This is a genomic window from Mycoplana sp. BE70, from assembly GCF_031455855.1.
Classification (GTDB): Bacteria; Pseudomonadota; Alphaproteobacteria; order Rhizobiales; family Rhizobiaceae; genus Mycoplana.
On the sequence record NZ_JAVDTM010000020.1, the window covers coordinates 19091 to 44999 of the forward strand.

The 25909-nt window shown below is 63.7% G+C and carries 22 protein-coding genes; 6 read left to right on the forward strand and 16 right to left on the reverse strand.

The genetic code is table 11. The features are described from left to right. Window positions 1–12: 12 nt before the first annotated feature. Together argJ and J2Y48_RS24535 are read right to left on the reverse strand one after the other, a co-directional pair. Window positions 13–1254: a bifunctional glutamate N-acetyltransferase/amino-acid acetyltransferase ArgJ gene (gene argJ / locus J2Y48_RS24530; protein WP_310424009.1), complete on the reverse strand. Its 1242-nt coding sequence runs from the start codon at window positions 1252–1254 to the stop codon at window positions 13–15. Between the two features lie 56 nt (window positions 1255–1310). Then, window positions 1311–2201, reverse strand: coding sequence for a peptidylprolyl isomerase (locus J2Y48_RS24535; protein WP_310424078.1), 891 nt, complete (start codon window positions 2199–2201; stop codon window positions 1311–1313). 232 nt (window positions 2202–2433) lie between these two features. On the opposite strand from J2Y48_RS24535, the gene secA reads away from it, so the two are divergent. Continuing rightward, window positions 2434–5157: a preprotein translocase subunit SecA gene (secA, locus tag J2Y48_RS24540; RefSeq protein WP_310424013.1), complete on the forward strand. Its 2724-nt coding sequence runs from the start codon at window positions 2434–2436 to the stop codon at window positions 5155–5157. A gap of 33 nt (window positions 5158–5190) precedes the next feature. Here secA and J2Y48_RS24545 read toward each other — a convergent pair whose 3' ends face one another. Then, window positions 5191–5463 carry a hypothetical protein gene (locus tag J2Y48_RS24545; protein WP_310424016.1) on the reverse strand — a complete coding sequence of 91 codons (273 nt, stop codon included), beginning with the start codon at window positions 5461–5463 and terminating at the stop codon, window positions 5191–5193. 95 nt (window positions 5464–5558) lie between these two features. Here J2Y48_RS24545 and J2Y48_RS24550 point away from each other — a divergent pair, with 95 nt between their 5' ends. Then, window positions 5559–6968 carry a lipopolysaccharide biosynthesis protein gene (locus J2Y48_RS24550; RefSeq protein WP_310424019.1) on the forward strand — a complete coding sequence of 470 codons (1410 nt, stop codon included), beginning with the start codon at window positions 5559–5561 and terminating at the stop codon, window positions 6966–6968. A 5-nt stretch (window positions 6969–6973) separates the two neighbouring features. Continuing rightward, complete coding sequence (locus J2Y48_RS24555) at window positions 6974–8227, forward strand: GNAT family N-acetyltransferase (protein ID WP_310424022.1); 1254 nt, start codon at window positions 6974–6976, stop codon at window positions 8225–8227. Window positions 8228–8298: 71 nt separating this feature from the next. Here the strand turns inward: J2Y48_RS24555 and J2Y48_RS24560 are convergent, their stop codons facing one another. From J2Y48_RS24560 to J2Y48_RS24605, 10 genes are all read right to left on the reverse strand, one after another. After that, a complete protein-coding gene (locus tag J2Y48_RS24560; protein ID WP_310424025.1) occupies window positions 8299–9108 on the reverse strand; it encodes an ABC transporter permease in 810 nt (269 codons plus the stop codon). Window positions 9109–9113: 5 nt separating this feature from the next. Beyond that, window positions 9114–10361 (reverse strand): ABC transporter permease, encoded by a 1248-nt coding sequence (locus tag J2Y48_RS24565; RefSeq protein ID WP_310424029.1) that lies wholly within the window; start codon window positions 10359–10361, stop codon window positions 9114–9116. A gap of 2 nt (window positions 10362–10363) precedes the next feature. After that, window positions 10364–11500, reverse strand: a complete 1137-nt coding sequence (locus J2Y48_RS24570) for an ABC transporter ATP-binding protein (protein ID WP_310424032.1) — start codon at window positions 11498–11500, stop codon at window positions 10364–10366. A gap of 11 nt (window positions 11501–11511) precedes the next feature. Then, on the reverse strand, window positions 11512–12555 hold the full coding sequence (locus tag J2Y48_RS24575) for an ABC transporter substrate-binding protein (protein ID WP_310424035.1): 1044 nt from the start codon (window positions 12553–12555) through the stop codon (window positions 11512–11514). Between the two features lie 342 nt (window positions 12556–12897). Then, window positions 12898–13680, reverse strand: a complete 783-nt coding sequence (locus J2Y48_RS24580) for an ABC transporter permease (RefSeq protein ID WP_310424038.1) — start codon at window positions 13678–13680, stop codon at window positions 12898–12900. A gap of 3 nt (window positions 13681–13683) precedes the next feature. Next, window positions 13684–14856, reverse strand: a complete 1173-nt coding sequence (locus J2Y48_RS24585; RefSeq protein WP_310424041.1) for an ABC transporter permease — start codon at window positions 14854–14856, stop codon at window positions 13684–13686. Continuing rightward, window positions 14853–15932 (reverse strand): ABC transporter ATP-binding protein, encoded by a 1080-nt coding sequence (locus J2Y48_RS24590; protein WP_405030313.1) that lies wholly within the window; start codon window positions 15930–15932, stop codon window positions 14853–14855. The genes J2Y48_RS24585 and J2Y48_RS24590 overlap by 4 nt, the downstream gene beginning before the upstream one ends. A gap of 99 nt (window positions 15933–16031) precedes the next feature. Beyond that, window positions 16032–17084: an ABC transporter substrate-binding protein gene (locus tag J2Y48_RS24595; RefSeq protein WP_405030314.1), complete on the reverse strand. Its 1053-nt coding sequence runs from the start codon at window positions 17082–17084 to the stop codon at window positions 16032–16034. A 213-nt stretch (window positions 17085–17297) separates the two neighbouring features. Continuing rightward, window positions 17298–18038 (reverse strand): SDR family oxidoreductase, encoded by a 741-nt coding sequence (locus tag J2Y48_RS24600; protein ID WP_310424047.1) that lies wholly within the window; start codon window positions 18036–18038, stop codon window positions 17298–17300. Between the two features lie 78 nt (window positions 18039–18116). Next, window positions 18117–18797, reverse strand: a complete 681-nt coding sequence (locus J2Y48_RS24605; RefSeq protein ID WP_310424050.1) for a GntR family transcriptional regulator — start codon at window positions 18795–18797, stop codon at window positions 18117–18119. 204 nt (window positions 18798–19001) lie between these two features. Between J2Y48_RS24605 and J2Y48_RS24610 the strand changes: the two genes are divergently transcribed. Further along, on the forward strand, window positions 19002–20051 hold the full coding sequence (locus tag J2Y48_RS24610; RefSeq protein WP_310424052.1) for a phosphotransferase enzyme family protein: 1050 nt from the start codon (window positions 19002–19004) through the stop codon (window positions 20049–20051). Window positions 20052–20054: 3 nt separating this feature from the next. Continuing rightward, a complete protein-coding gene (locus J2Y48_RS24615; RefSeq protein WP_310424055.1) occupies window positions 20055–21371 on the forward strand; it encodes an aspartate aminotransferase family protein in 1317 nt (438 codons plus the stop codon). 119 nt (window positions 21372–21490) lie between these two features. Here J2Y48_RS24615 and J2Y48_RS24620 read toward each other — a convergent pair whose 3' ends face one another. Together J2Y48_RS24620 and J2Y48_RS24625 are read right to left on the reverse strand one after the other, a co-directional pair. Next, window positions 21491–23161 carry an AMP-binding protein gene (locus J2Y48_RS24620; RefSeq protein ID WP_310424057.1) on the reverse strand — a complete coding sequence of 557 codons (1671 nt, stop codon included), beginning with the start codon at window positions 23159–23161 and terminating at the stop codon, window positions 21491–21493. 69 nt (window positions 23162–23230) lie between these two features. After that, window positions 23231–23497, reverse strand: a complete 267-nt coding sequence (locus tag J2Y48_RS24625; protein ID WP_310424060.1) for a BON domain-containing protein — start codon at window positions 23495–23497, stop codon at window positions 23231–23233. Between the two features lie 86 nt (window positions 23498–23583). On the opposite strand from J2Y48_RS24625, the gene J2Y48_RS24630 reads away from it, so the two are divergent. Continuing rightward, the gene (locus tag J2Y48_RS24630) at window positions 23584–24795 is read left to right on the forward strand and encodes an adenylate/guanylate cyclase domain-containing protein (protein ID WP_310424063.1); all 1212 of its coding nucleotides are present in this window, start codon (window positions 23584–23586) and stop codon (window positions 24793–24795) included. Window positions 24796–24868: 73 nt separating this feature from the next. On the opposite strand, the gene J2Y48_RS24635 is transcribed toward J2Y48_RS24630, so the two are convergent. Beyond that, window positions 24869–25909, reverse strand: a 1041-nt coding sequence (locus tag J2Y48_RS24635) for a M10 family metallopeptidase C-terminal domain-containing protein (RefSeq protein ID WP_310424066.1), incomplete at its 5' end; no start/stop codon positions are given.

A 25909-nucleotide genomic window follows, 5' to 3' on the forward strand; every position in this document is an offset into this window, starting at 1 on the left:
ATACCCCGACCATCAACTGCGATAGTCGCCATTGATCTCGACGTATTCCTTCGTGAGATCGCAGGTCCACACGGTCGCCCTGCCGGAGCCGAGGCCGATGTCGACACGGACGGCGATGTCCTGTTCCTTCATGACGGCAGAGGCTGCCTGTTCCGAATAGCTCGGATCCCGCTCGCCGTCGACGGCGACGCGCACATCGCCAAACCAGATCGCGAGGCGATCGCGGTCGGCCATCTCCCCGGACTTGCCCACGGCCATCACCACCCGCCCCCAGTTGGCGTCTTCGCCGGCAACCGCCGTCTTGACCAGCGGCGAATTGGCGATGGAAAGGGCGATGCGCTTGGCCGCGGCGTCATTCTCGGCGCCCTCGACCGTGACCGCCACCATCTTGCGCGCGCCTTCGCCGTCGCGAACCACCTGCAGGGCGAGATCTTTCAAAAGGTCGTTCAATGCCGCCCGGAACTCGGTAAGCGCCGCATCTGCCGCACCTTCGATCGACGGCTGGCCGTCGGCCGAAGCCGCCCCGGTTGCAAACAGCATCAGGGTGTCGGAGGTGGAGGTGTCGCTGTCGACCGTCACCGAGTTGAAGGTCGGGCCGACGCCTTCGGAAAGAAGTGCCTGCAGCACGGTTGCCGGAATGTCCGCATCCGTCACCACGAAGGAGAGCATCGTCGCCATGTCCGGCGCGATCATACCGGCCCCCTTGGCGATGCCGTTGATGCGAACGGTCGCACTACCGATCTTGGCAGAGCGCGTGGCGACCTTCGGATAGGTATCCGTGGTCATGATCGCCTTTGCAGCCTCGAACCAGAAATCCTCCTTGGCAGAGACCGCAAGTTCATCCAACACGCCGGAAAATTTCGTGGCGTCGAGCGGTTCGCCGATCACGCCGGTAGAGGCGAGAAACACCTCGCCCTCGCCGCAGCCGACCGCCTTGGCGGCGGCCGCCGCTGTCATCGCCGTGGATTCGCGCCCCTTCCGCCCGGTAAACGCATTTGCGTTGCCGGAGTTGACCACTACCGCGCGAGCCTTGCCGCCCGAAAGGTTCTCCTTGCAGAAGTCCACGGGTGCCGATGGACACTTGGACGTGGTGAAGACGCCGGCGGCAGCAGCCGGCGCGTCGAACACCATCATCAGCACATCGGTGCGCCCCTTGTACTTGATGCCGGCGGCGGCGGTTGCCATGCGCACGCCACGGACCGGCGGCATTTCAGCGTAGGATTTCGGGGCAAGCGGCGAGACGGTGGCAGACATGGCGATTCCCGGTAAGCGGTGGAAGGCCCGCCGTTGTTGGCGGGCCAGTCTATGGATCAGTTCTTTTTCGGCTCCGCGGCCGGTTCGCTCTCCGCACCGGTCTGCGACTTGTTGATCTCGTCGTAGGTCTTCTTCAGCTCCGGATCCTCGATCTCGACGGCGGCCGATGCCTTTGCGGCCTCGATAAGCGCGATATACTTGTCACGCATGACCATCTGGCGAACCTGCGGCTCGACCTGTTCCAGGGTCGGCGGGGCCTGCTTGCGCTTGTCCTCCACCAGGATAACGTGGTAGCCGAATTGCGTCTTGACGGGGGTCTTCGTGTAGGCGCCCTTTTCAAGCGCGAAGGCCGCCGCCTCGAATTCAGGCACCATGCGACCCTTGGTGAAATAGCCGAGGTCGCCGCCTTCCGAGGCTGCATCGGTCGACTTTTCCTTGGCGAGATCGGCGAAATTCTTACCACCGTCGAGGGCGACGATGATTTCCTTCGCCTCCTCTTCGGTCTTGACCAGGATATGACGGGCGCGCACCTCTTCCTGCGGCTCGACCGCAGCAATTTCCTTTTCGTAGCGGGCCTTCACCTCTTCCGGTGTTATCGCGTCGACAACGTGCTTCTTGAAATAGGCGTTGTGCAGCTCGCGCTCGGTCAGGTAGGCGACACGCTGCTTGAACGCCGCGTCGTTCTCCAGCCCTTCCTTCGTCGCATCGGCAGCGAGCAGCTTCACGTCGATCAGGGCCGAGAGGGCAGCAACCTTCTTCTGCTCCGGCGGCAGATTCGCGAGCTGCGGGTCGAGACCGGCCGTGGCGAGATCGATTTCGGACTGGCGGATTTCGACCCCACCGACCTTGGCGACGACCGGATCGGGCTGGTCTTCTGCGAAGGCCGCGCCGTGGGCAGCTGCGATCGCGATGAACGCGACGGCTGCAAGCTTGCTGTATTTAAACATCCTCATAAACCTTTCACAGACGGCCGACTTCGGGGCGAAACGGGCACTCGAACGGTTCAAAAACACCGGAATGTGGCGGTTGTGTAACCGATTGCGCCGTTGACATCATTCGACCCCCCTCTTATCTGTCACGCAATCTCGCGTCCAGAACGTTTCCGGGCGTTTCACGCCGTTTGCGCGCATCTTGCAAGCCCCGCGAAACGCCCCCGACACCAAAGAAAGGACCATCCCGATGGTCAGCCTCGGCGGCCTCGCCCGCAAACTGTTCGGCTCGTCCAACGAGCGCCGCGTCCGTTCTTACAAGCCCCGGGTCGACGCGATCAATGCCCTCGAAGCCGAGATGAAGGCGCTTTCGGACGAGCAGCTCGCCGCCAAGACGCTGGAGTTCCGCAAGCAGTTTGCGGACGGCAAGTCGCTGGACGACCTGCTTATCCCGGCCTTCGCCGTTGTTCGCGAGGCAGCCGTTCGTGTGCTCGGCCTGCGCCCCTTCGACGTCCAGCTCATCGGCGGCATGATCCTGCATGAGAAGTCGATCGCGGAGATGAAGACCGGTGAAGGCAAGACGCTGGTCGCAACGCTGCCGGTCTATCTGAACGCCCTTGCCAGCCGCGGCGTGCACGTCGTCACTGTCAACGACTATCTCGCCCGCCGCGATGCGGCCATGATGGGCAAGATCTACGGCTTTCTCGGCATGTCGACCGGCGTGATCGTCCACGGCCTCGATGACGACCAGCGCCGCGAGGCCTATGCCAGCGACATCACCTATGCGACGAACAACGAGCTCGGCTTCGACTATCTGCGCGACAACATGAAGTATGAGCGCGTCCAGATGGTCCAGCGCGGCCACTACTACGCGATCGTCGACGAAGTAGACTCGATCCTGGTCGACGAAGCGCGCACGCCGCTGATCATCTCCGGCCCGCTCGATGACCGCTCCGATCTCTACATCACCATCGACGCCTTCATTCCGATGCTGTCGGAGGAAGACTACGAGATCGACGAGAAGCAGCGCTCGGCCAACTTTTCCGAAATCGGCACCGAGAAGCTGGAGAACCTGCTGCGCGATGCGGGGCTGCTGAAGGGCGAATCGCTGTACGACGTCGAGAACGTCGCCATCGTCCACCACATCAACAACGCGCTGAAGGCCCACAAGCTCTTCACCCGCGATAAGGACTACATCGTTCGCAACGACGAGATCGTCATCATCGACGAGTTCACCGGCCGCATGATGCCGGGCCGTCGTTATTCGGAAGGCCAGCACCAGGCGCTGGAAGCCAAGGAAAAGGTACAGATCCAGCCGGAAAACCAGACGCTGGCCTCGGTGACCTTCCAGAACTACTTCCGCATGTACGAGAAGCTTGGCGGCATGACCGGCACGGCTTCGACGGAAGCGGAAGAGTTCGGCAACATCTACGGCCTTGAGGTCGTCGAAGTACCGACCAACCTGCCGATCAAGCGTCTTGACGAAGACGACGAGGTCTACCGGACAGCGGAAGAAAAATACAAGGCGATCATCGAAGAGATCAAGGACGCGCAGAAGCGCGGCCAGCCGATCCTGGTCGGCACGACCTCGATCGAGAAGTCCGAGCTTCTCGCCGAGCGCTTGAAGATGTCGGGTGTGAAGAACTTCCAGGTCCTGAACGCACGCTATCACGAGCAGGAAGCCTACATCGTCAGCCAGGCCGGCGTGCCGGGCGCCGTCACGATCGCGACCAACATGGCCGGCCGCGGCACCGACATCCAGCTCGGCGGCAACCTCGACATGCGCCTGGAGCGCGATCTCGCCGAAATCGAGCCCGGTCCGGAGCGCGATGCCAAGCGGGCGGCGATTGTCGAGGAAGTCAAGGCGCTGAAGGAGCAGGCGCTTGCTGCCGGCGGTCTCTACGTCCTTGCGACCGAACGGCACGAAAGCCGTCGCATCGACAACCAGCTGCGCGGCCGCTCCGGCCGCCAGGGCGACCCCGGCCGCTCGAAGTTCTACCTGTCGCTGCAGGACGACCTGATGCGCATCTTCGGCTCCGACCGCATGGACGGCATGCTGCAGAAGCTCGGCCTCAAGGAGGGCGAGGCAATCGTCCATCCCTGGATCAACAAGGCGCTCGAACGCGCCCAGAAGAAGGTCGAGGCGCGCAACTTCGACATCCGCAAGAACCTGCTGAAATACGACGACGTACTGAACGACCAGCGCAAGGTCATCTTCGAGCAGCGGCTCGAACTGATGGACGCCGAGAGCCTGACGGAGATCGTCGAGGACATGCGCCACGAGGTCATCGAGAACCTCGTCAAGCTGCACATCCCCGAGCACGCCTACGCCGAGCAGTGGGACGTCGCCGGCCTCAAGGCAGGCGTCGCCCAACACCTGAACCTGGATCTGCCGATCGAGCAGTGGGCCGCCGAGGAAGGCATCGACGAAGCCGACATCCTGGCGCGGGTCAAGTCCGCCGCGGACCAGGCTGCCGCCGACCGCGCCGAGCGCTTCGGGCCGCAGATCATGGCCTATGTCGAGAAATCGGTCGTGCTGCAGACGATCGACCATCTGTGGCGCGAGCACATCGTCAATCTCGATCACCTGCGCTCCGTCATCGGTTTCCGCGGCTATGCCCAGCGTGATCCGCTGCAGGAGTACAAGGGCGAGGCCTTCGAGCTGTTCCAGGCGCTGCTGGCCAACCTCCGCCAGACGGTGACGGCCCAGTTGATGCGGGTCGAACTGGTCCGCGAGGCGGCCGAGGCCCCCGCTCCGGCCCTTCCGGATATGGAAGGACACCACATCGACGGGACGACCGGCGAGGACGACTTCGGCGAAGGCAGCGGCGGCTTCATGGCCGTCCCGGTCAACCCCGAAGACCGCGATCCGCAGAATCCCTCGACCTGGGGCAAGGTCGCGCGCAACGAGCCGTGCCCCTGTGGCTCGGGCAAGAAATACAAGCACTGCCACGGTGCGTTCGAGCAGGTCTAAATTGCTCGAACGATCTTCCTGGATTTCAAGCGATCAGGTGCCGCCTTCGGGCGGCATCTCTGTTTCTGACCATTGTCCACACTCCGCCTCCGCCAGCGCGATCAGGTTCGCCAGGGCCGTGACCCCCAGCCTGTTCATGTGCTTGCGGCCAAGCGAGATATCGATGCGGAAGGCCAGTTCCTCGGCGCTCGCGCCGATCAGATCCGACAGGCGTTCGATCCCGATCTCCTCAAGATAGCGGACCATCGTCGGCCCGATCGAACGCGCCCTCAGCATGCGCGCCCTTTCTTGTGGATCGATCGTCATGTCTCTGCCTTGTTGGTGGATACCCACCCTTTGTTAACCGTGATCTGCCAAGAGTGCACGGGTGTTTCTGTGTTTGCGTGCGGGTCCCTGTGTTCATGGCGGTCATTCAGTCGGCGGAAAAGCTGCTGCCAAGCGGACTGCGCCGCAGGGCCGCACCCGCTTTGCGCCACCTGGCCGAAATACTGGCCGGAAGTGATCCGCGGATGCGCGCCCAGCGCATGGCACTGATCGCTTTCGTCATCCGCATCGTCAGTGCGGCCATCGCGTTCGTCTCCCAGATCGTCATGGCGCGGATGATGGGAGAGTTCGAGTACGGCATCTTTGTCTTCGTCTGGGTACTGGTGGTCCTATTCGGCAATCTTTCATGCCTTGGCTTCCACTCCACGGTCGTGCGGTTCCTGCCCGAATACAGCGCCCGCAACGCCTTCGACGAGATCCGCGGACTGACCGCCACGGCCCGCAGCTTTGCCATGGTGTCAGCAAGCCTGGTGGCCGCCTCGGGGTTGCTCGGTCTCTGGTTGTTCGCGGACCACATCGAGAACTACTACATCATCCCCGTCTATCTCGGCCTCTTCTGCCTGCCGATGATCGCGCTCGGCGATGTCCTGGAAGGAACGGCGCGTGCCCACAGCTGGGCCGTCGTTGCCTTGAGCCCGACCTACCTCGTGCGGCCGCTGCTGATCCTGTTGTTTCTGGTCGGCGCAGTTTGGCTGGGCGCTCCTCAATCCGCGCAAACAGCGATGGGGGCCGCGCTCGCCGCGACCTATCTCACCTCGGTCGCGCAATTCTTTAACGTCACCCTTCGGCTTCGGCGTACCTACCGCCGCGGACAGCATCAGATTGAGTTCGGAACCTGGATACGGATGGCGCTACCGATCTTCCTGATCGAAGGATTCGGCTTCCTGCTGACGAATTCCGACGTCGTGGTTGTCGGCCTCGTGCTCGACCCCGAAAGCGTGGCAATCTATTTCGCCGCGGCAAAGACGATGGCGCTCGTCCATTTCGTGCTGTTTTCCGTCAAGGCCGCCGCGGCACCGCGCTTTTCCTCTCTCTATGGCCAGGGCGATCGCCTCAACCTGGCCGCCTTTGCCGCCGAGACCGTGCGCTGGAGCTTCTGGCCGTCGCTCGCCGTCGGCGGTTGCGTCCTGCTCGCAGGTGACTTCCTGCTGTCGCTGTTTGGTCCCGCTTTCCCGGCAGGCTATGGCGTCATGGTGATCCTGTTTTTCGGAGTTCTGGCAAAAGCTGCCGTCGGGCCAGGCGAGGTGCTGCTGACGATGGCCGGCCAGCAGAAGCTCTGCATGGGCCTCTATGCGGTGGCGCTTGCGGCCAATCTCGGCCTCAACATCTCTCTCATTCCGGCCTTTGGCATCATGGGCGCCGCCTTCGCCACAGCCGGCGCGATGGCAATCGAGGCTCTGCTCCTGTTCGCCGCCGTGCGCCGCACGCTGGATATTTCCCTCTTCGCGTTCGCCGCGCCAGCGAAGGCAGCGGCAGGACAGGATTGACTGACATGGCATTCATTTCAGGATCGGGCAACGATGCAGTGGTTACGCCGCCCGGCGGGGCGCCGCAGGCGCCGGCGGCCGAGCACCGCATCCCGATCGGTCGTCCCGGCCGCTCGCTCTCGCTGTACCCGGCGGTTGCGGGTTATGAACTGCAGCAGGAACTCGACTTCCTCGCCAATCGCGCGTTGGAGCCGAACGTCTTCTTCACCGGTCGCTTTCTCGCGCCTGCCATGCCGCGCCTGGAAGACCGCACGGTGCGCCTGTCGCTGATCCGCGATGAGGACGGGCGACGCAGCCGCATCCGCTTGCTGATGCCCTTTTCCGTCGAAAAGCCCGGCTTCTCCATGGGAACAGGCATCATCCGCGCCTGGTCCAACCCTTTTGGCCCTCTGGGCACACCACTGGTCGACACGGAAGACGCCGCCGAAACCATCGACAATCTCTACGAGGCACTGGCTGCCTCCGGAAATGGCTTGCCGCCCGTTCTGGTGCTGCCCGACCTGCGGCTGGACGGCGCCTTTGCGACGCTCGCCCGCGCCGTCGCGATCGGCCGAAACCTGCCGCTGACGGTGACGGGCACGTACCAGCGACCGATGCTGGAGAGCCTTCTAGATGGGCCGACCTACCTGAAGCGTGCCATCTCGACGCAGCATTTCCGGGAACTGCAGCGTCAGTGGCGCAAGCTCGAGGAAACGGGAAAGCTCGTCTACAATGTCGCCCGGCAGCCGGCCGAAATCCGACTGCGGATGGAGCAATTCCTGCTGCTGGAGGCGGCTGGCTGGAAGGGCCGCGGCCGCACGGCCATGATCAACGACCGCTACCGCGCCGCCTTTGCGCGCGAAGCCATCACCAACCTCGCCGAGACCGACAGTGTTCGCATTCATACGCTCGACTTCGATGGCAAGGCGATCGCCTCGATGATCGTGTTTCTCGCCGGTGGCGAGGCCTATACCTGGAAGACAGCCTATGACGAGGCTTTTGCCCGCTTCTCGCCTGGCAAGCTGCTCGTGGCCCAGCTCACGGAGTGGCACCTCGACGATGCGAACATCGTCCGCTCCGATTCCTGCGCCGTTCCGGATCACCCCGTGATGAGCCGCTTCTGGGAAGAGCGCGAGGAGATGGGAACGCTGATCATCGGCCTGCAGCAGAACCGCGACCGCGACGTCCGCCAGGTGGCGACGCAACTGCATCTGTACCGCAACACCCGCAACGTCGCCCGCCTGCTGCGCGACAAGATCCGCGCGTTGGCGAAGCGCTAGCCGGACACCGAAGGCACCGGCACCTTCCGGAAGTGAATCTTGATACCTCCTCGGACTCGCTTGCCGATTGATCAGGCGCGCCGCATGCGGCGGATCAGCGACAGCACCACGAACAGCGCGATGGAGACGGTGGTCAGCAGGCTGGCCGCCGCCATGATCGTCGGGTTGATCTGGTCGCGGATGCCGGAGAACATCTGCACCGGCAGGGTGCGCTGGTCGGCGCCGGTGAGGAACAGCGCCACGATCACTTCGTCGAAGGAGACGGCGAAGGCGAGCAGGGCCCCCGAAACGATGCCGGGCAGGATGAGCGGCAGGGTCACGGCGAAGAACACGCTGACCGGTCCGGCGCCCAGACTTGCGCCGGCCCGCGTAAGATTACCGTCATAGGTCGAGAGCGCCGAAAGGACGGTGACGACGACGAAGGGGATGGCAAGGGCGGCATGAGCCAGCACCAGGCCGGTCCGCGTGTCGGTCAGTCCGAGCGCGCCGAAGAACATGTAGGCGCCGACCGCGACGATGACGACCGGCATGATCATCGGCGAAATCATCAGCGCCATGACGGCCTTGCGCCACGGGAAGCCGGGCCGGCTGATGCCGAGCGCGGCAAGCGTGCCGAGCACGGTCGCGATGACCGTGCTGAAGACGGCGGCGATCAGGCTGTTTACGAGGCTCTGCGTCCAGCGCGGGTTCTCGAAGAAGTCCGCATACCACCGCCAGGAATATTCCTTGATCGGGAAGGTGAAGAACGGATCCTTCGACACCGAGAGTGGGAAGACGACGAAGAGCGGCCCGATCAGGAAGACGAGCACGGCGACGGCGAAAAGGACGACGAACAGGCGGCAGATCCGTTCGCTGCGGGTTGCGTAAGTGGGAAGCCACATGGGTTCTATCCGAGCTTGATGCGCTCCGCGCCGACGAGGCGCAGGAACGCGAGATAGATGGAGAGCGTCATGACCAGGAGCAGGCAGGCAAGTGCGGCGGCCATGCCCCAGTTCAGGTCGCGGTTGATATAGGTGGCGATGAAGTTCGACACCATCTGGTCGCGCGGACCGCCGACGAGGGCCGGCGTGATGTAGTAGCCGAGCGACAGGATGAAGGTCATCAAACAGCCGGCCGCCACGCCCGGCAACGTCTGCGGCGCATAGATCCGCCAGAAGGCGGCAAGCGGCGGGGCGCCGAGCGAGCGCGCCGCCCGCATCTGCCCTTCCGGGATCGACTTCATGACGCTGAGGATCGGCAGGATCGTGAACGGCAGCTGGATATGGGTCATGGCGGTCACGGTGCCGAACCGCGTCAGCATCAGTTGCAGCTTCTCGGTGGTGAGACCGAGCGCGAGCAGCAGCTGGTTGATGACGCCGTCGGTCTGCAGCAGCACCACCCAGGCGGTGGTGCGCACCAGAAGCGAGGTCCAGAGCGGCAGCAATACCATCAGCAGCATCAACCCGGCGACGCGCGCCGGCGCCAGCGAAATGACATAGGCCGTCGGAAAGCCGAGCAGCAGCGTCGCGGCCGTCACCAGGCCGGCGATCCAGAGGGTTCGACCGAGGATGTCGAGGAAGACCGCCTGGTCCGCCGCGACCCGGCCGATGCTGCCGGAGGCGTCCTGCCCGAGGTCGACGGCCGTCAGCAGGTAATAGGGTGTCACCGGCGCGCCGTTGCGCTTGATGATCGCCCAGAGTTCGGTGTCGGCCCAGGCGGGATCGAGGGCAACGAATTGCGGGGCCAGCGGGCCGTCCGCGAAACTGCCGAGATGGCGCGTCACCGACATGATGCGGCTGCGCATGCCGGCGCTTTCGTAGTTCAGCCGCTTGCCGAGCGCGGCGGCGGTGCTGTTCGCCTTGGCGCGGGCCAGATCGGCGGCAAGGGCCACGAACGCTTCCTCGGCGGGGACCGCCTGCCCATCCCAGCCGTCGAGCGCGCTCACGGTCTGTGGCAGGATTTCCCGCACCTCCGGATTGCGGACCGCGGTGGTGAGGAAAACGCCGATCGGCGCGCCGAAGGTGACAAGCAGGAAGAGCAGCGCCGGCAGTGCGAGCGCCAGCGCCCTGAGGCGGTTCGGCCGCTCGGCTCGTTTGAGCGCTTTGCCCAGGTCGGGACGAATAGCCGGGATGGTCAGGGAGATTGTTTGCGCCATGACTACCTCGTCAGCGTTCTGCAATCGGCGGCGGAGCAGGCCATGGTGACGGTGCTGCCCGGCATGATCGCCGCACCTTCGGCCGCCGGTACGCTCGCGACAAGATGCGCATTGCCGAAGGCTTCGAGCGAAAGCCGAACGCGGTCGCCGAGGAAGGTCTTGTCGAGCACCCGCGCGTTGATCCGGTTTTGCGCGCCCTCCCTGCTTTCGGTATCGAGGCCAAGTCGCTCCGGTCGCAGCGAGACGGTCATGCCCGAATCCGCCGGACCGGCGAGCCCCGTCGTCAGAAGCGTCGTTCCGTCCTGCATCCGCACGACGACGAGGCCGTTTTCTGTGCCAGCGAGTTCGCAGGCCAGCGTGTTGTTGTCACCGATGAAACCAGCGACGAAGCGGTTTTCCGGCCGGTCGTAGAGCGTCACCGGATCGGAGAGTTGCTGGATGCGACCCTCATGGAAGACGGCGATCCGGTCGGACATGGTCAACGCCTCCGACTGGTCGTGCGTCACATAGACCATGGTGATGCCGAGGCGCTGCTGGATCTGCTTGATCTCGATCTGCATATGCTCGCGCAACTGCTTATCGAGGGCGCCGAGCGGCTCGTCCATCAGGATCAGCTTCGGATTGAACACCATGGCGCGGGCGAGCGCGACGCGCTGTTGCTGGCCGCCCGAAAGTTGCGCCGGCCGGCGCTCGCCGAGGCCGCCGAGCTTGACCATCGCCAGCGCATCCTCGACGCGCTTCGCCGCTTCTGCGCCCCTCACGCCGCGATAGCGCAGCGGAAAGCCGACGTTCTCGCGCACCGTCATGTGCGGAAACAGGGCGTAGTTCTGGAAGACGAAACCGATGTCACGGCGCTCCGGTGGCAGACGCTCGACGGCCTGCCCCTCCAGCAGGATGCGACCGCTCGTCGGCTGTTCGAAGCCGCCGAGCATCATCAGCGTCGTCGTCTTGCCGGAGCCGGACGGCCCCAGCATCGTCAGGAACTCGCCCCGCCGCACGGCGAGATTGAGGTCCTCGACGACGAGCGTGCGCCCGTCGTAGGTTTTCTGCACCCGTTCGAAGGCCACCATGGTTTCGGCAGCAGTCTGGGTCGACGGCTCGTTGCCGAGCCGCCTCCTTTCCAGCGATATGGTGTTCATCGACCCGCCTCTTAGTTGGAAAGCCAGGTGGTGAAGCGCTTTCTGATCTCGTCGCCGTGATCCGCCCAGAAGGCGTTGTCGAGCGTCAGCGAGGTCGTCAGGTTGGCGGGACTGGTGGGCAGGTTCTTGGCATCTTCCGGGGCCACTTCGGCCGCCGCCGTCGTGCGGACGGGACCGTAGGGAATGTACTTCGCAGTCGCGGCGAGAATTTTGGGTTCGACGGCGAAGTGGATGAAGGCGAGCGAGCCCTCGATATCCTTGGCGCCCTTGGGAATGGCCCAGAAGTTCGAATCGAGGATCTGGTTATCCCAGACGATGCCGAACTTGCGACCCTCCTTGTTGGCGTTGAAGATGCGGCCGTTCCAGGCCGTCGTCAGCGTCACTTCCCCGGAGGCGAGCAACTGCGGCGCCTGGGCGCCCGCTTCCCACCAGACGATCTGGTCCTTGATCGTGTCGAGCTTGGCGAAGGCGCGGTCGAGGCCGCCCGGCGTCGAAAGTGTCTCGTAGACGGCCTCCGGCGCGACGCCATCGGCAAGCAGCGCGAATTCAAGATTGGTCGCGGGGTTCTTCCAGAGGCCGCGCTTGCCGGGGAATTTTTCGAGATCGAACAGGTCGGCGAGCTTCGTCGGCTTGTTGGCGAGCTTCTCCTCGTCATAGGAGAGGATCGTCGCATAGACGATCGTGCCGACGCCGCAGTCCGACGTGGTGCCGGCAAGCCATTCGGACTTCGGCCCGATCTTCTCCCAGTCGATCGGCTCGAAAATGCCCTCGTCGCAACCCTGCAGCAGGGTCGGCGCGTCGACGTCGACCACGTCGATCGTCGTGTTGCCGCTGTCGATCATCGCCTTGATCTTGGCGATCTCGCCACCGTATTCCTGCTCGGAAACCGGACGGCCGGTCTCTTCGGCATAGGCGTTGAAGACCGCCTTGCGCTGGGCCTCCTGGTAGGCGCCGCCGAAGCTCATGACGGAAAGCGGCTCGGCGGCCATTGCCGTGCCGAGAGCCAGACCATAGGCGAGCGTCGTCGCTGCCAGAAACATGCGTTTGCTGAACATTGAAATTCCTCTCTGGGCGATTAATTCGTATGCCGGATGCACCGCCCGTCTTGGTCGCGGGCTACGGGGGAGAGGCTATGTCGCACTATGTGACAGCGCAAATAAGTAAGTGTCATGCCCTCATGAGCGGCACTTATTAGCTATTGGCGAAACTCGCTTCTGATCGATCCCGACGGTAAGTGGGCAGACGGCGAGCGGTCGAAATACTCGGACAAAAGACGAGTTTCCGGTCGCGGCGCTGTGAGCGCTTGTCCCGCGCACCGGCTCGGGCGGCCCCCGGACCGGGCCGAAAAGGACGCCGGCTGCCGCCAGCGCCTTACATTTGACGCGTACCGTCCGGTGCTATCGCCGCTTCGCCAGCATGGACCGGGACACCACGACGGCCAGCCCGACCAGGATAGTTGCGGCAATGAAGAGGAATGCCGCTGCCGCAATCGCCGGGCTGATGTTTTCCCGTATGCTGGAGAACATCTGCCGCGCCAGCGTGCGCTGGTTGGGACCGGCGACGAACAGCGTCAGCACCACCTCGTCGAGCGACGTGGCGAAGGCCAGCACCGCGCCGGAGAGCACGCCCGGCATGGCGAGCGGCAGGGTGACCCGCCGGAACACCGTGGTTGGCGACGCGCCGAGGCTCTGGGCGGCGAGTTCCACCCGCTCGTCGATGCCGGCGAGCGCCCCGGTGACGCTGACCACGACGAAGGGCACCGCGACGACCGTATGGGCGATGATCACGCCGGCATAGCTGTTGATCAGTCCGAACCGCGCGAGCAGCACCTGCAAGCCGACGCCGAGCACGACGGCCGGAACGACCATCGGCAACAGGAACAGCGTCCGTATCGACCCGCGGAAGAACACCAGCCTGTTGCGCAGGCCCAGCGACGCGGCCGTACCGAGCACGGTGGCGAGCAGCGTCGTGCCGGTCCCGATGATCAGGCTGTTGATGATCGCCCGGCGCCAGGCATCCGCCGTGAACAGTTCCTCAAACCAGCGCAGCGAATAGGACGGGATCGGATAGGTCAGGATGACGCTCGAGGTAAAGGCGAGCGGCAGGATGGCGATGAGCGGCGCGACGAGGAACAGGATCGTCAGCGACGCGAAGGTAAGTTTCGTGAGCTTCATCGGCATCGCTTATCGCCTCCCCGGCTCTTCGGCCGACAGCCGTGCATAGACGCTGTAGAGGACAAGTGTTGCCGCTAGCAGCACGACGCCGAGCGCACCCGCCATGCCCCAGTTCGCCGAACCAGTTGCGTAGAAGGCGATGATCGAGCTGATCATCTGGTCGCCCGGACCGCCGATCAGCGCTGGCGTGATGTAGTAACCGATTGCCGAGATGAAAACGAGCAAGCCGCCGGAGGCGACGCCGCGCAGGCTGAGCGGCAGGAGCACGCGCAAGAAAGCGCGCAGCGGGTGCGCCCCAAGCGAGGCCGCCGCCGGCATCAGGTTCTTGGGGATGGTGATGAGGACCGAGTAAATCGGCAGTACCATGAAGGGCAACAGCACATGGGTCATTGCGATAATGACGCCGGTGCGGTTGAAGATCAGCGGCAAAGGCCCATCAATGAGGCGCAGCCATTGCAGGAAATCGTTGATCAAGCCCTTTTCCTGCAAAAGGATGAACCAGGCGGCCGTGCGGACCAAAAGCGATGTCCAGAGCGGCAGCAGCACCGCCGCCAGCATCAGGTCGCGTTTCCAGCCGGTGAGCGAGGCCGCGATCATCGCATAGGGAAAGCCGATGCAGGCGCAGGCGAAGGTCACGAGCGCGGCGATCCAGAAAGTCCGCACGAGAATGACGCGATTGACGGACTGGTCGGCAGGCAAGGCTTGGATCGCGCCGTCCGCATTGCGGCCAAGGTCAACGGCGGCAAGCAGGTTGCGATCGGTCAGCGGCGAGAGCGCGTCGGCGATCGCCAGCCAGAAATCCGGCTTCTCCCATCGCTTGTCGATGGAGACAAGATCGGCGGGTGGGTTCGCGGTATCCGCGAGGGCGGTCGTCGTCTTCGACATCAGCGTGCGGAAACCGGAACGGGCGCTGTTGAGGCGACGCACCATGTCGCCGAGCGCCTGGTCGTCGTTGACGGCCTTCAGGTCCTCCATCAGCGCCGTCTGCATCGCCATGGTGGGGCCGGACTTGCGGTCCCAGTCCCGAAGCACCTCGGAACTGCGCGGCAGAAGGCGCAGCACGGCGGTATCTGAGACCGACTCGGACATCATGGTCGACAGCGGCCAGACGAAGAAGCCGACGAGGAAGAGCAGAAGCGGCGCCATCAGCAGAAGCGACCGGCCGGTCCGGGATTTTTTCATGGCGCAATGACCCGGCAATCGCTGGCCGAAAAGGCTGCGTAAACCTTGGTCCCGGGCGGGAATTCGCGCGAGCGGCGGCCGAGTTTGGCGATCAGCGGATGGGTGGCGTTCTGCAACTGCACGCGCAGGTGATCGCCCTGGTAGACGGAATCGGTGACCTCCGTTTCCAGGCAATTGCGCGCTTCACCGCGCGTCTCGGTGAGATCGACCCGTTCCGGCCGGATGGACAGGTAGACCGACTGGCCGGAAGCGACCGTGCCGGAGAGGGCCGAAACGATATGGGCGCCGGACGGCAGCCGCACGGTCGCCTCCTGGCCCTGCACGGCCTCGACGACGCCCTCGACCAGGTTGGTTTCGCCGATGAACTCGGCCACGAAACGCGTCGACGGCTCATCATAGACCTGCCGCGGCGTGCCGATCTGCTCGATCTTGCCCTTGTTGAAGACCGCGACACGGTCCGACATGGTGAGCGCTTCCGACTGGTCGTGGGTGACGAACACGATCGTCAGGCCGAGCCGCCGATGCAGGTCGCGGATGTCCAGTTGCATCTGTTCGCGCAACTGCTTGTCGAGCGCTCCGAGCGGCTCATCCATCAGCACGACGCGCGGCTCGAACACCAGTGCGCGGGCGAGCGCGACGCGTTGCTGCTGACCACCGGAGAGCTGCGACGGCCGGCGATCGCTGAGGGCCGAAAGCTGCACCATGTCCAGCGCCCGCGCCACGCGCTTGGCGATCTCCGCCTTACCGATGCCGCGCATCTGCAGCGGAAACGCAATGTTCTCGCCGACCGACATATGCGGAAACAAGGCATAGCTCTGAAAGACGACGCCCATGTCCCGCTTGTGGGTCGGCACGTCGTTGATCGCCGTTCCGTCGAGAACGATACTCCCGGAGGTAGCCTGCTCGAAGCCCGCGAGCATCATCAGAAGCGTCGTCTTTCCGGAACCGGACGGCCCCAGCAAGCTGACGAATTCGCCCTTTCCGATGCTCAGGTCGAGGTTTTCGACCACGCAGAGCTGGCCGTAGAATTTCGTGATGCTGTCAAACCGGATAAAGTCGGCCACGGAATGCTCCATAGCTAGATGCGGAGGAGGCGCTACACGGCCAAAAAGCCGGTGCGAGGATGTCCAGACGGACAGGTGGGGCGCCGCTCTGCGGCGCCCCACCCACGGGTGTTACTGGGCCAGCCAGGCGTTGAAACGCGCCGTCAGCGTTTCCGCGTTGTCGATCCAAAAGTCCGTGTTGAGGGAGATCGACTCCGTCATGTTCGCCGGATCGGTCGGCAGATCCTTGGCGAGATCTGCCGGAACCATCGCGGCAGCTTCCTTGTTCGGCAGACCGTAGGCGACGAATTCCGGCAGCTTCGCCTGGTGCTCCGGCAGGCTCGCAAAGGCGATGAAGTCCTGTGCGGCGTCCTTGTTTTCCGCGTCCTTCAGCACGACCCAGCTGTCGACGGCATAGATGCTGCCCGGGAAGACGACCTTGAAGTTCTTGCCTTCCGACCGGTTGATGCCGGTGATGCGACCGTTATAGGCAGAGGCCATGGCCACTTCGCCGGAGGCCAGGAACTGCAGCGGCTGCGCGCCGGATTCCCACCAGACGATGTTCGACTTCAGTTCGTCCAGCTTCTTGAAGGCGCGCTCGACGCCTTCGTCGGTGCCAAGGACGTCATAGAGTTCGTCCTTCGACACGCCATCAGCCAGCAGCGCGAATTCGAGCGTGTACTTCGGTCCCTTGCGCAGCGAACGCTTGCCGGGGAACTTCTCGACGTTCCAGAAGTCCGCCCAGGAGGCCGGGCCTTCCTTCAGCTTGTCGCCGTCATAGGCAATCGCCGTCGACCAGACGATGGCGCCGACGCCGCAGTCGTTCACCGCAGACGGCAGGAACTTGTCCTTGCCGCCCATCTTGTCCCAGTCGATTTTTTCGTACAGGCCGTCGGCACAGCCGAGCGCCAGTTCTTCCGCCTCGACCTGCACCGCATCCCAGTTCGGTGCGCCGGCCTTGACCTTCGCCTGCAGCACGCCGATGCCGCCGTCCCACGCTTCGTCGAGCACCGGCTTGCCGGTCTTGGCGGCGAAGGGCTCAAAGTAGATCTTGCGCTGTGCATCCTGATAATTGCCGCCCCACGAGACGACGGTCAGGTCGCGAGCGAAAACCGGCGCGGCGAGCCCGGCGGAAAGCACGACAGCCGCGGCCGCCAGGATACCCGATTTCATGAATGTTTTCATTGCATTCCCCTTTTCTTCGTATGTTTAAGGAACCGGCCTTGGGCCCGCCCCGGTGACGATCGCATGCAAACTGCTGATCTTTGCCTTTGCCTCCCACCTCGGTGGTTTTTGCAGCCTTTTCGGTCGCCTTGCCCTTTCCTCTGAGCATTTTCCCGACCGAATGATGCATTCCTTACTGCCGGTCAACGGCATTTTTGCCGCACTTGAGAAGTGTCAAGCGTGCTGTCCTCCGTTGATGTGGATTTCGGCGCCGTTGATATAGGACGACTGCTCTGTGCAGAGAAAATGGATGGTTTCCGCCACTTCCCGCGGTTCGCCAAGCCTGCCCATGGGCACTTCCGCGGCCACCAGCGCGTCCGTTCCCGGCGACAGGATCGACGTTTCGATCTCCCCCGGTGCAATGGCGTTCGCCCTGATGCCCCGGCGGCCAAATTCATGGGCCATTTCCCTGGTCAGCGCCGCAAGCGCTGCCTTGGAGGCCGCATAGGCAACACCCGCGAACGGGTGGACGCGCGATCCGGCAATGGATGTGACGTTGACGATCGAGCCCTTTGCCGCCTCCAGTTCCGGCAAGAGCGCGCGGGCGATTAGCGCCGTCGAGACGAGATTGACGTTCAGCACCTGCGTCCACACATCGGCGTCCGATTCAGCGACCCCGAGGCGGCTGCGGCCCGGCCCCTTCGGCGAAATGCCGGCATTGTTGACGAGCGCATGCAGCTTGCCGTTCGGCAGGCGTTCGCGCACGGTCGCGGCAAGGCGGTCGATCTGGGTGAGGTCTGCAAGGTCGGCCTGGATGTGGCTTTCGCGGGCCGATGGCCAGGCGCATTCCTCCGAAAAGGGCTGCCGTGAGACGGTGAGGATCCGCCAGCCCTTCGACTGGAAGAGTTTGACCGTCGCATGACCGATGCCGCGGCTTGCCCCCGTCAGCAACATGTAGCGGCGTTCTTCGGTCATGCAGTCATTCTCCATTGATGCTTGATACATCGTAATCAGAGGGGCTGGTGAAATGCAAGTGCCGATATGAAGGCAGACCTAGGCCTGGCGCGCCTCCCGCTCCAGTCCGTGTTCGATCCTGTCGAGGAGCGGTTTGCCGCCAAGCAGAATATCATCGATGATTGCCATCGAGGCGGCCGCCGAATCGTGCCGTTTCAGCGCTTCGACAACGGGATAGTGGTGATCGATCATTGCTCGTCCGCCGGGAATATAGGCGTCCGAGATAAGCGGCCCCATTTGCAGCCAGAGCCGTCGCAGGATGACGGTGAGCACCGGAAGTCCGGCAATCTGCGGCAACATGAAGTGAAAAGCCTGGTTGAGTTCCGTGCCTTTCAGACGGTCCCCGACTTCGATCGCATGTTCGTTTTCCCGCAGAATCCGCTCCAGCACCTCAATATCCGCGCTGGTCGCGACCTGCGCGGCCGTCTCGGCGGCCAGTCCTTCCAGCTTGATCCGAATGGCGCGGATCTCGCGATAGCGGCTCTCGCTCATAGCCGGAATGCGAATATCGCGCGGAGAACGGAAGGTGATCGCCTCGTCGTTTGCAAGGCGCAGGATGGCATCGCGGATTGGCGTGACGCTTGTGCCGAATTGCTCGGCGAGATCGCGGATCTTCAAGCGGTCTCCCGGCTGAAATCGACCTTGCATCAACGCGTCGCATAACGCGCCGTAAACCGCACTGTTTAGGTTTTCGTGATCCAGTGTCGCAAACTCAGGCATGGAACTCACCCGGCAAATCGAGTAACAAGATACTTGATGCATCTTTTTTAACGTGTTTCAAGTGCAGGCTGACGACGCGCGGCATTTTCCGTCCGGCGCGGCGTAACAGATTAGATGCCGCCAAACCCTGCTTTACTGGACACAGGTGTCCGGCAGATCGGGCGAGGTCGATTGATTTGCGGGAAGCCGCACAACGGAGCAAGCATGACGGAGCCATCGCCCGCCACGAAAAAGACGGATGCCATGTCGGCCTCTTGGAGCGCAACGGCGCTTGCCGATGCCGAGGCTGCGGTTGCAAGCGTCTACGGCATGAACGGCAGCGTGAAACGGCTTTCGAGCGAGCGGGACGAAACGTTTCTGTTCACGCGCGAGGACGGGACGGAGTTTGTCCTGAAGATCGCGAACCCGGCCGAAGACCCGGCCGCGCTCGAGTTTCAGGACGGCGCGCTCCTGCACCTCGCCGCGACCGCGCCCACCGTCCCGGTGCCCCGGCTGGTACCGACTGCAACCGGCGCGCCAAGCCACACGCTTTCCTCCGCAGACGGCCCGCGCATCATGCGCCTGCTCACCTACCTCCGGGGAGAATTGCAGTACCGCACGCCGCCTTCCGACGCTCAAAGCCGCGAAATCGGCCGGGCCTTGGCGGCGCTCGGACTGGGCCTTGAGGACTACAAGGGTCGCCCGCCCGCCGGCAAGCTAATGTGGGACATCTCGCACACGCTCGACCTCGCCGCCGTCGTCGACGATGTCGCGCCGGAGCGCCGGGGGATGGCGGAGGCGGTCCTGAGCGAATTCGAGCGCTCGCTCCCCGCCATCACCGAGCTCAGGCGGCGCCAGATCATCCACAATGACTTCAATCCGCACAACATTCTGATCGACGCAGCGGCGCCGACTGAAGTCGTCGGCATCATCGACTTTGGCGACATGGTGCATGCGCCGCTGATCAATGACGTTGCCGTCGCCCTCGCCTACCATCTTTCCACGGACGACTGGGCGGCACGCGCAGGCGCCTTCCTCGAAGGCTTCCTGTCCGTGCGGGCACTGGAGCCTGCCGAGATCGAACTTTTGCCGCTCCTCACGCGGTCGCGGCTGGCTATGTCCATCATCATCGCGGAATGGCGCTCGGCGCGGTTCCCGGAAAACCGCGATTACATCATGCGCAACCACGCGTTCTCCTGGCGGGGGTTGCTGAACATATCGGATTTGACAACGGCGGGGCTGAAACGGCTCGCGCCCAACCTTTCAGAGGCCTGAATCATGTCGATGGTGAATGCTTTCTCGCGCGAAGACTTCGAACGGCTTGGCGAAACCGAAAGGGCGCTGATCGCCCGTCGGGAAAAAGTGCTCGGCCCCGCCTATCGTCTCTTTTATGAAAAGCCGCTGCATCTGGTGCGCGGCGAGGGCGTCTACCTTTATGACGCGACGGGCGAAAAATATCTCGATGCCTATAACAATGTCGCCTCGCTAGGCCATTGCCACCCGCGCGTGGTGGAGGCGATCACAAAGCAGACGGCGGTGCTGAACACCCATACCCGCTACCTGCACGAAGGCATCATCGACTATGCGGAGACGCTGACGGCCACGTTCCCAGACGCCCTCAGCCAGGCCATGTTCACCTGCACAGGCAGCGAGGCGAACGACCTGGCCGTGCGCATCGCCCGATACGTGACTGGCGGAACCGGCATCATCGCGACGGAACTCGCCTATCACGGGCTCACGGGCGCGGTGGCGGAATTCTCCCCTTCGCTTGGCGAATCCGTAACGCTCGGGCCGCATGTGCGAACCGTTCCCGCTCCGGACAGCTACCGCGCCTCGCCCGACGTGGTGATGGAGAAGTTCGGCCGCGACGTGCGCGCGGCGATCGCCGACCTGAAGCGCCACGGCATCAAGCCGGCGATGCTGATCACCGACACGATCTTTTCCAGCGACGGTATCTTTGCCGGGCCGAAGGGCTTTCTGAAATCCGCCGTGGACGCGATCCATGAGGCGGGCGGCCTCTTCGTCGCCGACGAGGTGCAGCCCGGATTCGGCCGTACCGGTGAGGCGATGTGGGGCTTTGAACGCCATGGCGTGGCGCCCGACATGGTGACGATCGGCAAGCCGATGGGCAACGGCTATCCGATGGCGGGCATCGTGCTCCGCCCGGAAGTGATCGCCGAGTTCGGCCCGCAGGCACGTTATTTCAACACATTCGGCGGCAATCCGGTGGCCGCCGCCGCCGGCAAGGCCGTGCTCGACACGATCCGCATCGAAGGTCTGCAGCAAAACGCGCTGGACGTCGGCCGTTACCTGATGGACGGGCTGAAAAGCCTCTCGGGGACCTACCCGGCGATTGGCGACGTGCGCGGCTCCGGCCTTTTCATCGGCGTCGAGATCGTTGCCGACCCGGCCGACAAGCGCCCGGATGCGGCCCTGACGACCCGGATCGTCAACGGCCTGCGCGAACGCCGTGTGCTGATCAGCGCCTCCGGCCCCAACGCCAACGTCCTGAAGATCCGCCCTCCCCTGGTCTTTTCCCGTGAGAACGCCGACATGCTGGTTGAGGCGATTGGCGACGTGCTGAAGACGCTCTGAGCAAATTTGGGCTCGTCCCATGAGACGAGCCCAAAATGGCGATGCCGGCGACGCTTGTCTCCCTGAAGCGACAACCGCTTTCGGGGGACAAAGACCAGGCGCGGACTGAATGACCGCGCTCAGTCCACCGGCAGCATTTCCGGGCTGTCCGGCAGGCTATCGATCTCCTGTTCGGCGCGCTCGCGCAGAATGCGGCGGATGACCTTGCCCGATGTCGTCAGAGGCAGACTGTCGACGAACTCCACCTCGCGCGGATATTCGTGCATCGAAAGCCGCATCTTGACCCAGTTGCGGATGTCGGCGGCCAGATCCGCGCTCGCCGATTGGCCGCGGCGGAGCATGACATACGCCTTGACGATTTCCGTGCGCACCGTGTCCGGCTTGCCCACCACGGCGGCCAACTGCACGGCCGGGTGGCCGGCCAGGCAGTCCTCGATCTCGCTAGGGCCTATCCTGTAGCCGGCGGAGGTAATGACGTCGTCATCGCGGCCGACGAAGGTGATATAGCCCTCGCCGTCCATGCGGCCCAGGTCTCCGGTCGTCATCCAGTCGCCGATGAACTTTGCCTTAGTCGCGGCATCGTTGTTCCAGTAGCCGAGAAACATCACCGGGTCGGGCCGACGCACGGCGATCTGGCCGGTGGTGCCCGGCGGCAACTCGCGACCCTGCCCGTCGACAATCGCCACGACGTGGCCGGGCACCGCCCTGCCGATCGGCCCGGGGCGCGATACGCCGAGCCTGCCGATCGAACCGATGACGATGTTGCACTCGGTCTGGCCGTAGAACTCGTTGACGGTGACGCCGAGCGTGCGGCGCACCCACTCCCATGTTTCCCGCCCGAGCGACTCGCCCGCCGTGCCGATCGTGCGCAAGTTGAGGCGATAGTGCTTTTGCGGCGTCTCGACACTCTTCATCAGGCGCAAGGCGGTCGGCGGGATGAAGGCGTTGCGCACATTCATCTCCGCCATGATGCGGTAGGCCATGTGCGGATCGAACTTCTGGCCCGGCGACGAGACGACCGGGACACCGAGCAGTAGCGCTGGCAGGAGGACATTGAGCAACCCGCCGGCCCAGGCCCAGTCGGCCGGCGTCCATATCCGGTCGCCAGGCTGGGGCAAAAATTCGTGATGCATCTGGAACCCGGGCACGTGGCCGAGCAGCACGCGATGACCGTGCAGCGCACCCTTCGGAGGACCGGTCGTGCCGGAGGTATAGATCATTAGCGCCGGATCGTCGGGACCGCTGTCGGCCGCAACGAACGCCTCCTCCGAACCTTCCTCGATTGTTGTGAATGGCACCGTTCCGGCCCGGCGGGCGTCGTCCGAAAGCACGACGAGAGCGAGATCCTCGAGACGTTCGCGGATCATCTCCAGCCGCTCGAAGCCGAAGCCGTTGGTCACGACCGCTTTCGCACCCGCATCCCGGAGCCGATATCCCAGCGCTTCCTCGCCGAAGAGCAGCGCCAACGGCAGCGCGATCGCCCCGAGCTTGTAGATCGCCACGTGGGCGATAACCGTCTCGAAGCCTTGCGGCAGCAGGATCGCCACCCGATCCCCGGCCTTCACGCCGCGCGCCGCAAGTCCGGACGCAAACCGCGACGAGCGGACGGCCAGCTCACCGTATGTGAGGCTCCGGTGATGTCCGTCCTCGGAGAAGTGCTGGAGGCAGACACGCGTCGGGTCCCGCGCCGCCCATGCGTCGGAGACGGCGCTTCCGATATTGAATCGCGCCGGAATGTTCCAGCGGAAGTCGCGGTAGAGTTCCTCGTAGGTCGTCCGTTCGGCAAGCATTGCAGTGCAGCCCCTTTCGCTGCATTGCACTATCATCTCCGGCATGGCGACGGCAACGGTCACGAATGGTCACGGTCCGGTCGATAGTCGCGCCTCCACGACTGAGACGCCGGCGACAGAGCGGGCAACGGCGATCGCCCGCTCGATTTCCTCCGGCGAGCCGACCCTCCCGGTCAGGAACACCACTCCGTTCTCGCATGTCACGGCAACATCCGAGGCATCGATCGTGCCCGCGGCTGCGAGCGCGTCCGCAACCGCCGTTTCGAGCATTGCCGGGTGTGGACCGTCGAAATGTTCAGGCACCTCGCCATGGAACGTTCCTTCCTTGAAAACCATCTGACCCTCCCAGACGATGCTTAGACCGCGATATACAATCGTGATGTTTCCTGTAATCCTCGACAGTCAAGACCCGGAGGCATCGCATGAACGACGAGGCGCTTCGCGACATTGCCCTGTGGCTCGCCAGACAGGGTTATGAAGGAATGGACGAAACTGAGCTGATCGCCGGCTTTTGCCAGCGATGCAACGCGGCCGGCACACCCATTGCACGCGTGCTCTGCCTCATCGACACGCTGCACCCTGAGTTCGAGGGTCGCGCCTTCCAGTGGGACAAGGTGAACCCGGTGTCACCCCTGGTCGAATACGCTCCGACGAAGGAAGGCAGCGCGCGGAATAATTGGGAGGCATCCGTTTTTCACGAACTCCTGTGTGGTAAGGCGGACGAAATTCGTCGCCGGTTTGGTAGCGGTGCACCGGCCGACTTCCACAACCTGCAGCAACTGAAGGACGACGGGCACACCGATTTTGTTGCTATGATCCATCGCTTCACCGACCGCGGAAGTGTCGGAGAGATGGATGCATTCTTCTCCTACTGGACGACGCGCGACGCGAACGGCTTCGACGACGAAAGTCTCGCGGCGCTGCGCACGCTGGTCCCGACCCTGGCGCTCGCAATCAAATGCGCCTCTTCGATCCGGATCATCGGCACGCTGGCCGAGATCTATCTGGGGCGCGATGCGGGCCGAAAGGTTATCAGCGGCCAGATAAACCGGGGAGAGGTCGAGAAGATCGACGCCGTGATCTGGTTTTCCGACCTGCACGACTACACGCGGATCTCCGATGGTTCGGATCCGGAGCAGATCATTCCCTTCCTCAACGACTATGCCGAACTGGTGATTGGCGCAATTCACGCGCACGGCGGCAATGTTTTGAAGCTCATCGGCGACGGCATTCTTGCCATTTTCCGGTCCGGTAACCAGCAGACCGACTGCTTGGCCGCCCTTGACGCAGAGCGCATGATGCAGAGGGAACTCGGGCAGTTGAATGCCAGGCGAATGGCCGAAGGCCTGTCGATTACGGCAGTTTACTTGGGCCTGCATGTCGGAGAAGTCTTCTACGGCAATATCGGCGGCAGGGGGCGACTGGATTTTACGGTCGTTGGCCCGGCCGTGAACCAGGTGAGCCGGATCTCATCGCTGTGCACATCCGTCGATCGCGATGTCCTGATGTCACGCGACTTCATCGAAGCCTGCCCCGTGGATCGAGCTGCGCAAATGGTATCGCTCGGCCGCTATGCCCTGCGCGGCGTCAGTCGGGCAACGGAGCTTTTCACGCTGGATCCGGAAATGCGTTGAGGCCCACAACATGGCGGGCCTCAACAGATTGTTCCTTCAGGCGTGGCGCTGGAGCCGCGCCTGAAGGTGTAGATCAGAGGATGAAGTCGTTGGCCGAGAGGTTGACGAGACCCGTCAGCTGGATCTCGAAGTCGTGGCGGCCATCGCCATCAAGGTCACCCTGGATCACGGTGCGATCGTTCGCGGTGCCGGCCTTGTCTTCCAGGTGCCAGGCCAGTGCACCAGCCTTGCGATCGAACAGGGCGTTCTCCTGAGCCTGGAAGTGGAACGTACCGTCACCACGCGCCGAACCGTTTGCGTCGATCGCAGACAGATCGATCTTGTCCTGGCCCTTCTGGAAGTCGGTGATGACATCACGGTCCGAGTTGGTCCCGGCTTCCGCCGCCGTCTTGAAGGTGAAGACGTCGGCGCCAGAGCCGCCCGTCAGCATGTCCTTACCGGCTCCACCCCGGATGGTGTCGTTGCCGGCACCACCGTTGATGGTGTCATTGCCGGCACCACCGTCGATGACGTTGCGGCCGCTGTTGCCGGTCAGTACATCGTTGTAGCTGGAGCCCGTCAGGTTCTCGATGCTGACAAACTTGTCGCCCTGAGCGTGACCGCCCGTCGCAACACCGGTGGCAAGATTGACATTGACCGCGGACGAACCGGCGTAGGTCGCCGTGTCGGTGCCGTTGCCGCCGTCCAGGACGTCGGCGCCGGCGCCACCCTTCAGCACGTCATTGCCGCCGAGGCCCTTGAAGGTCTCGTTGCCACCATTGGACTGGCCGGAGAGCGGCATGTTGTCGTTGCCCGAGGTGCCGAGGTGAACCTTACTCGTGCCGGCGCCCGTGTCGGGCTGATCCGTGCCCGTGTCAGGCTGATCCGGATTGGTCGGCGGAGTCGTCGGCTCAGTCGGCGGAGTCGTGGGCTCAGTCGGCGGAGTTACCCCACCCATATCCGGCAGCGTGCCCGGATCGGTGTTGCCGGAAACGACGGGATTGTCGTCATAGAAGGCGAACTTGCCCCACTGGCCGGTACCGATCTGGTTGTTGACGATCTTGATCGAGCCGTCGTCGACGGTGCCGCCACCCTTGCGGCCGTCGAGATAGACGGTGTAGCCGCCGCCGATCAG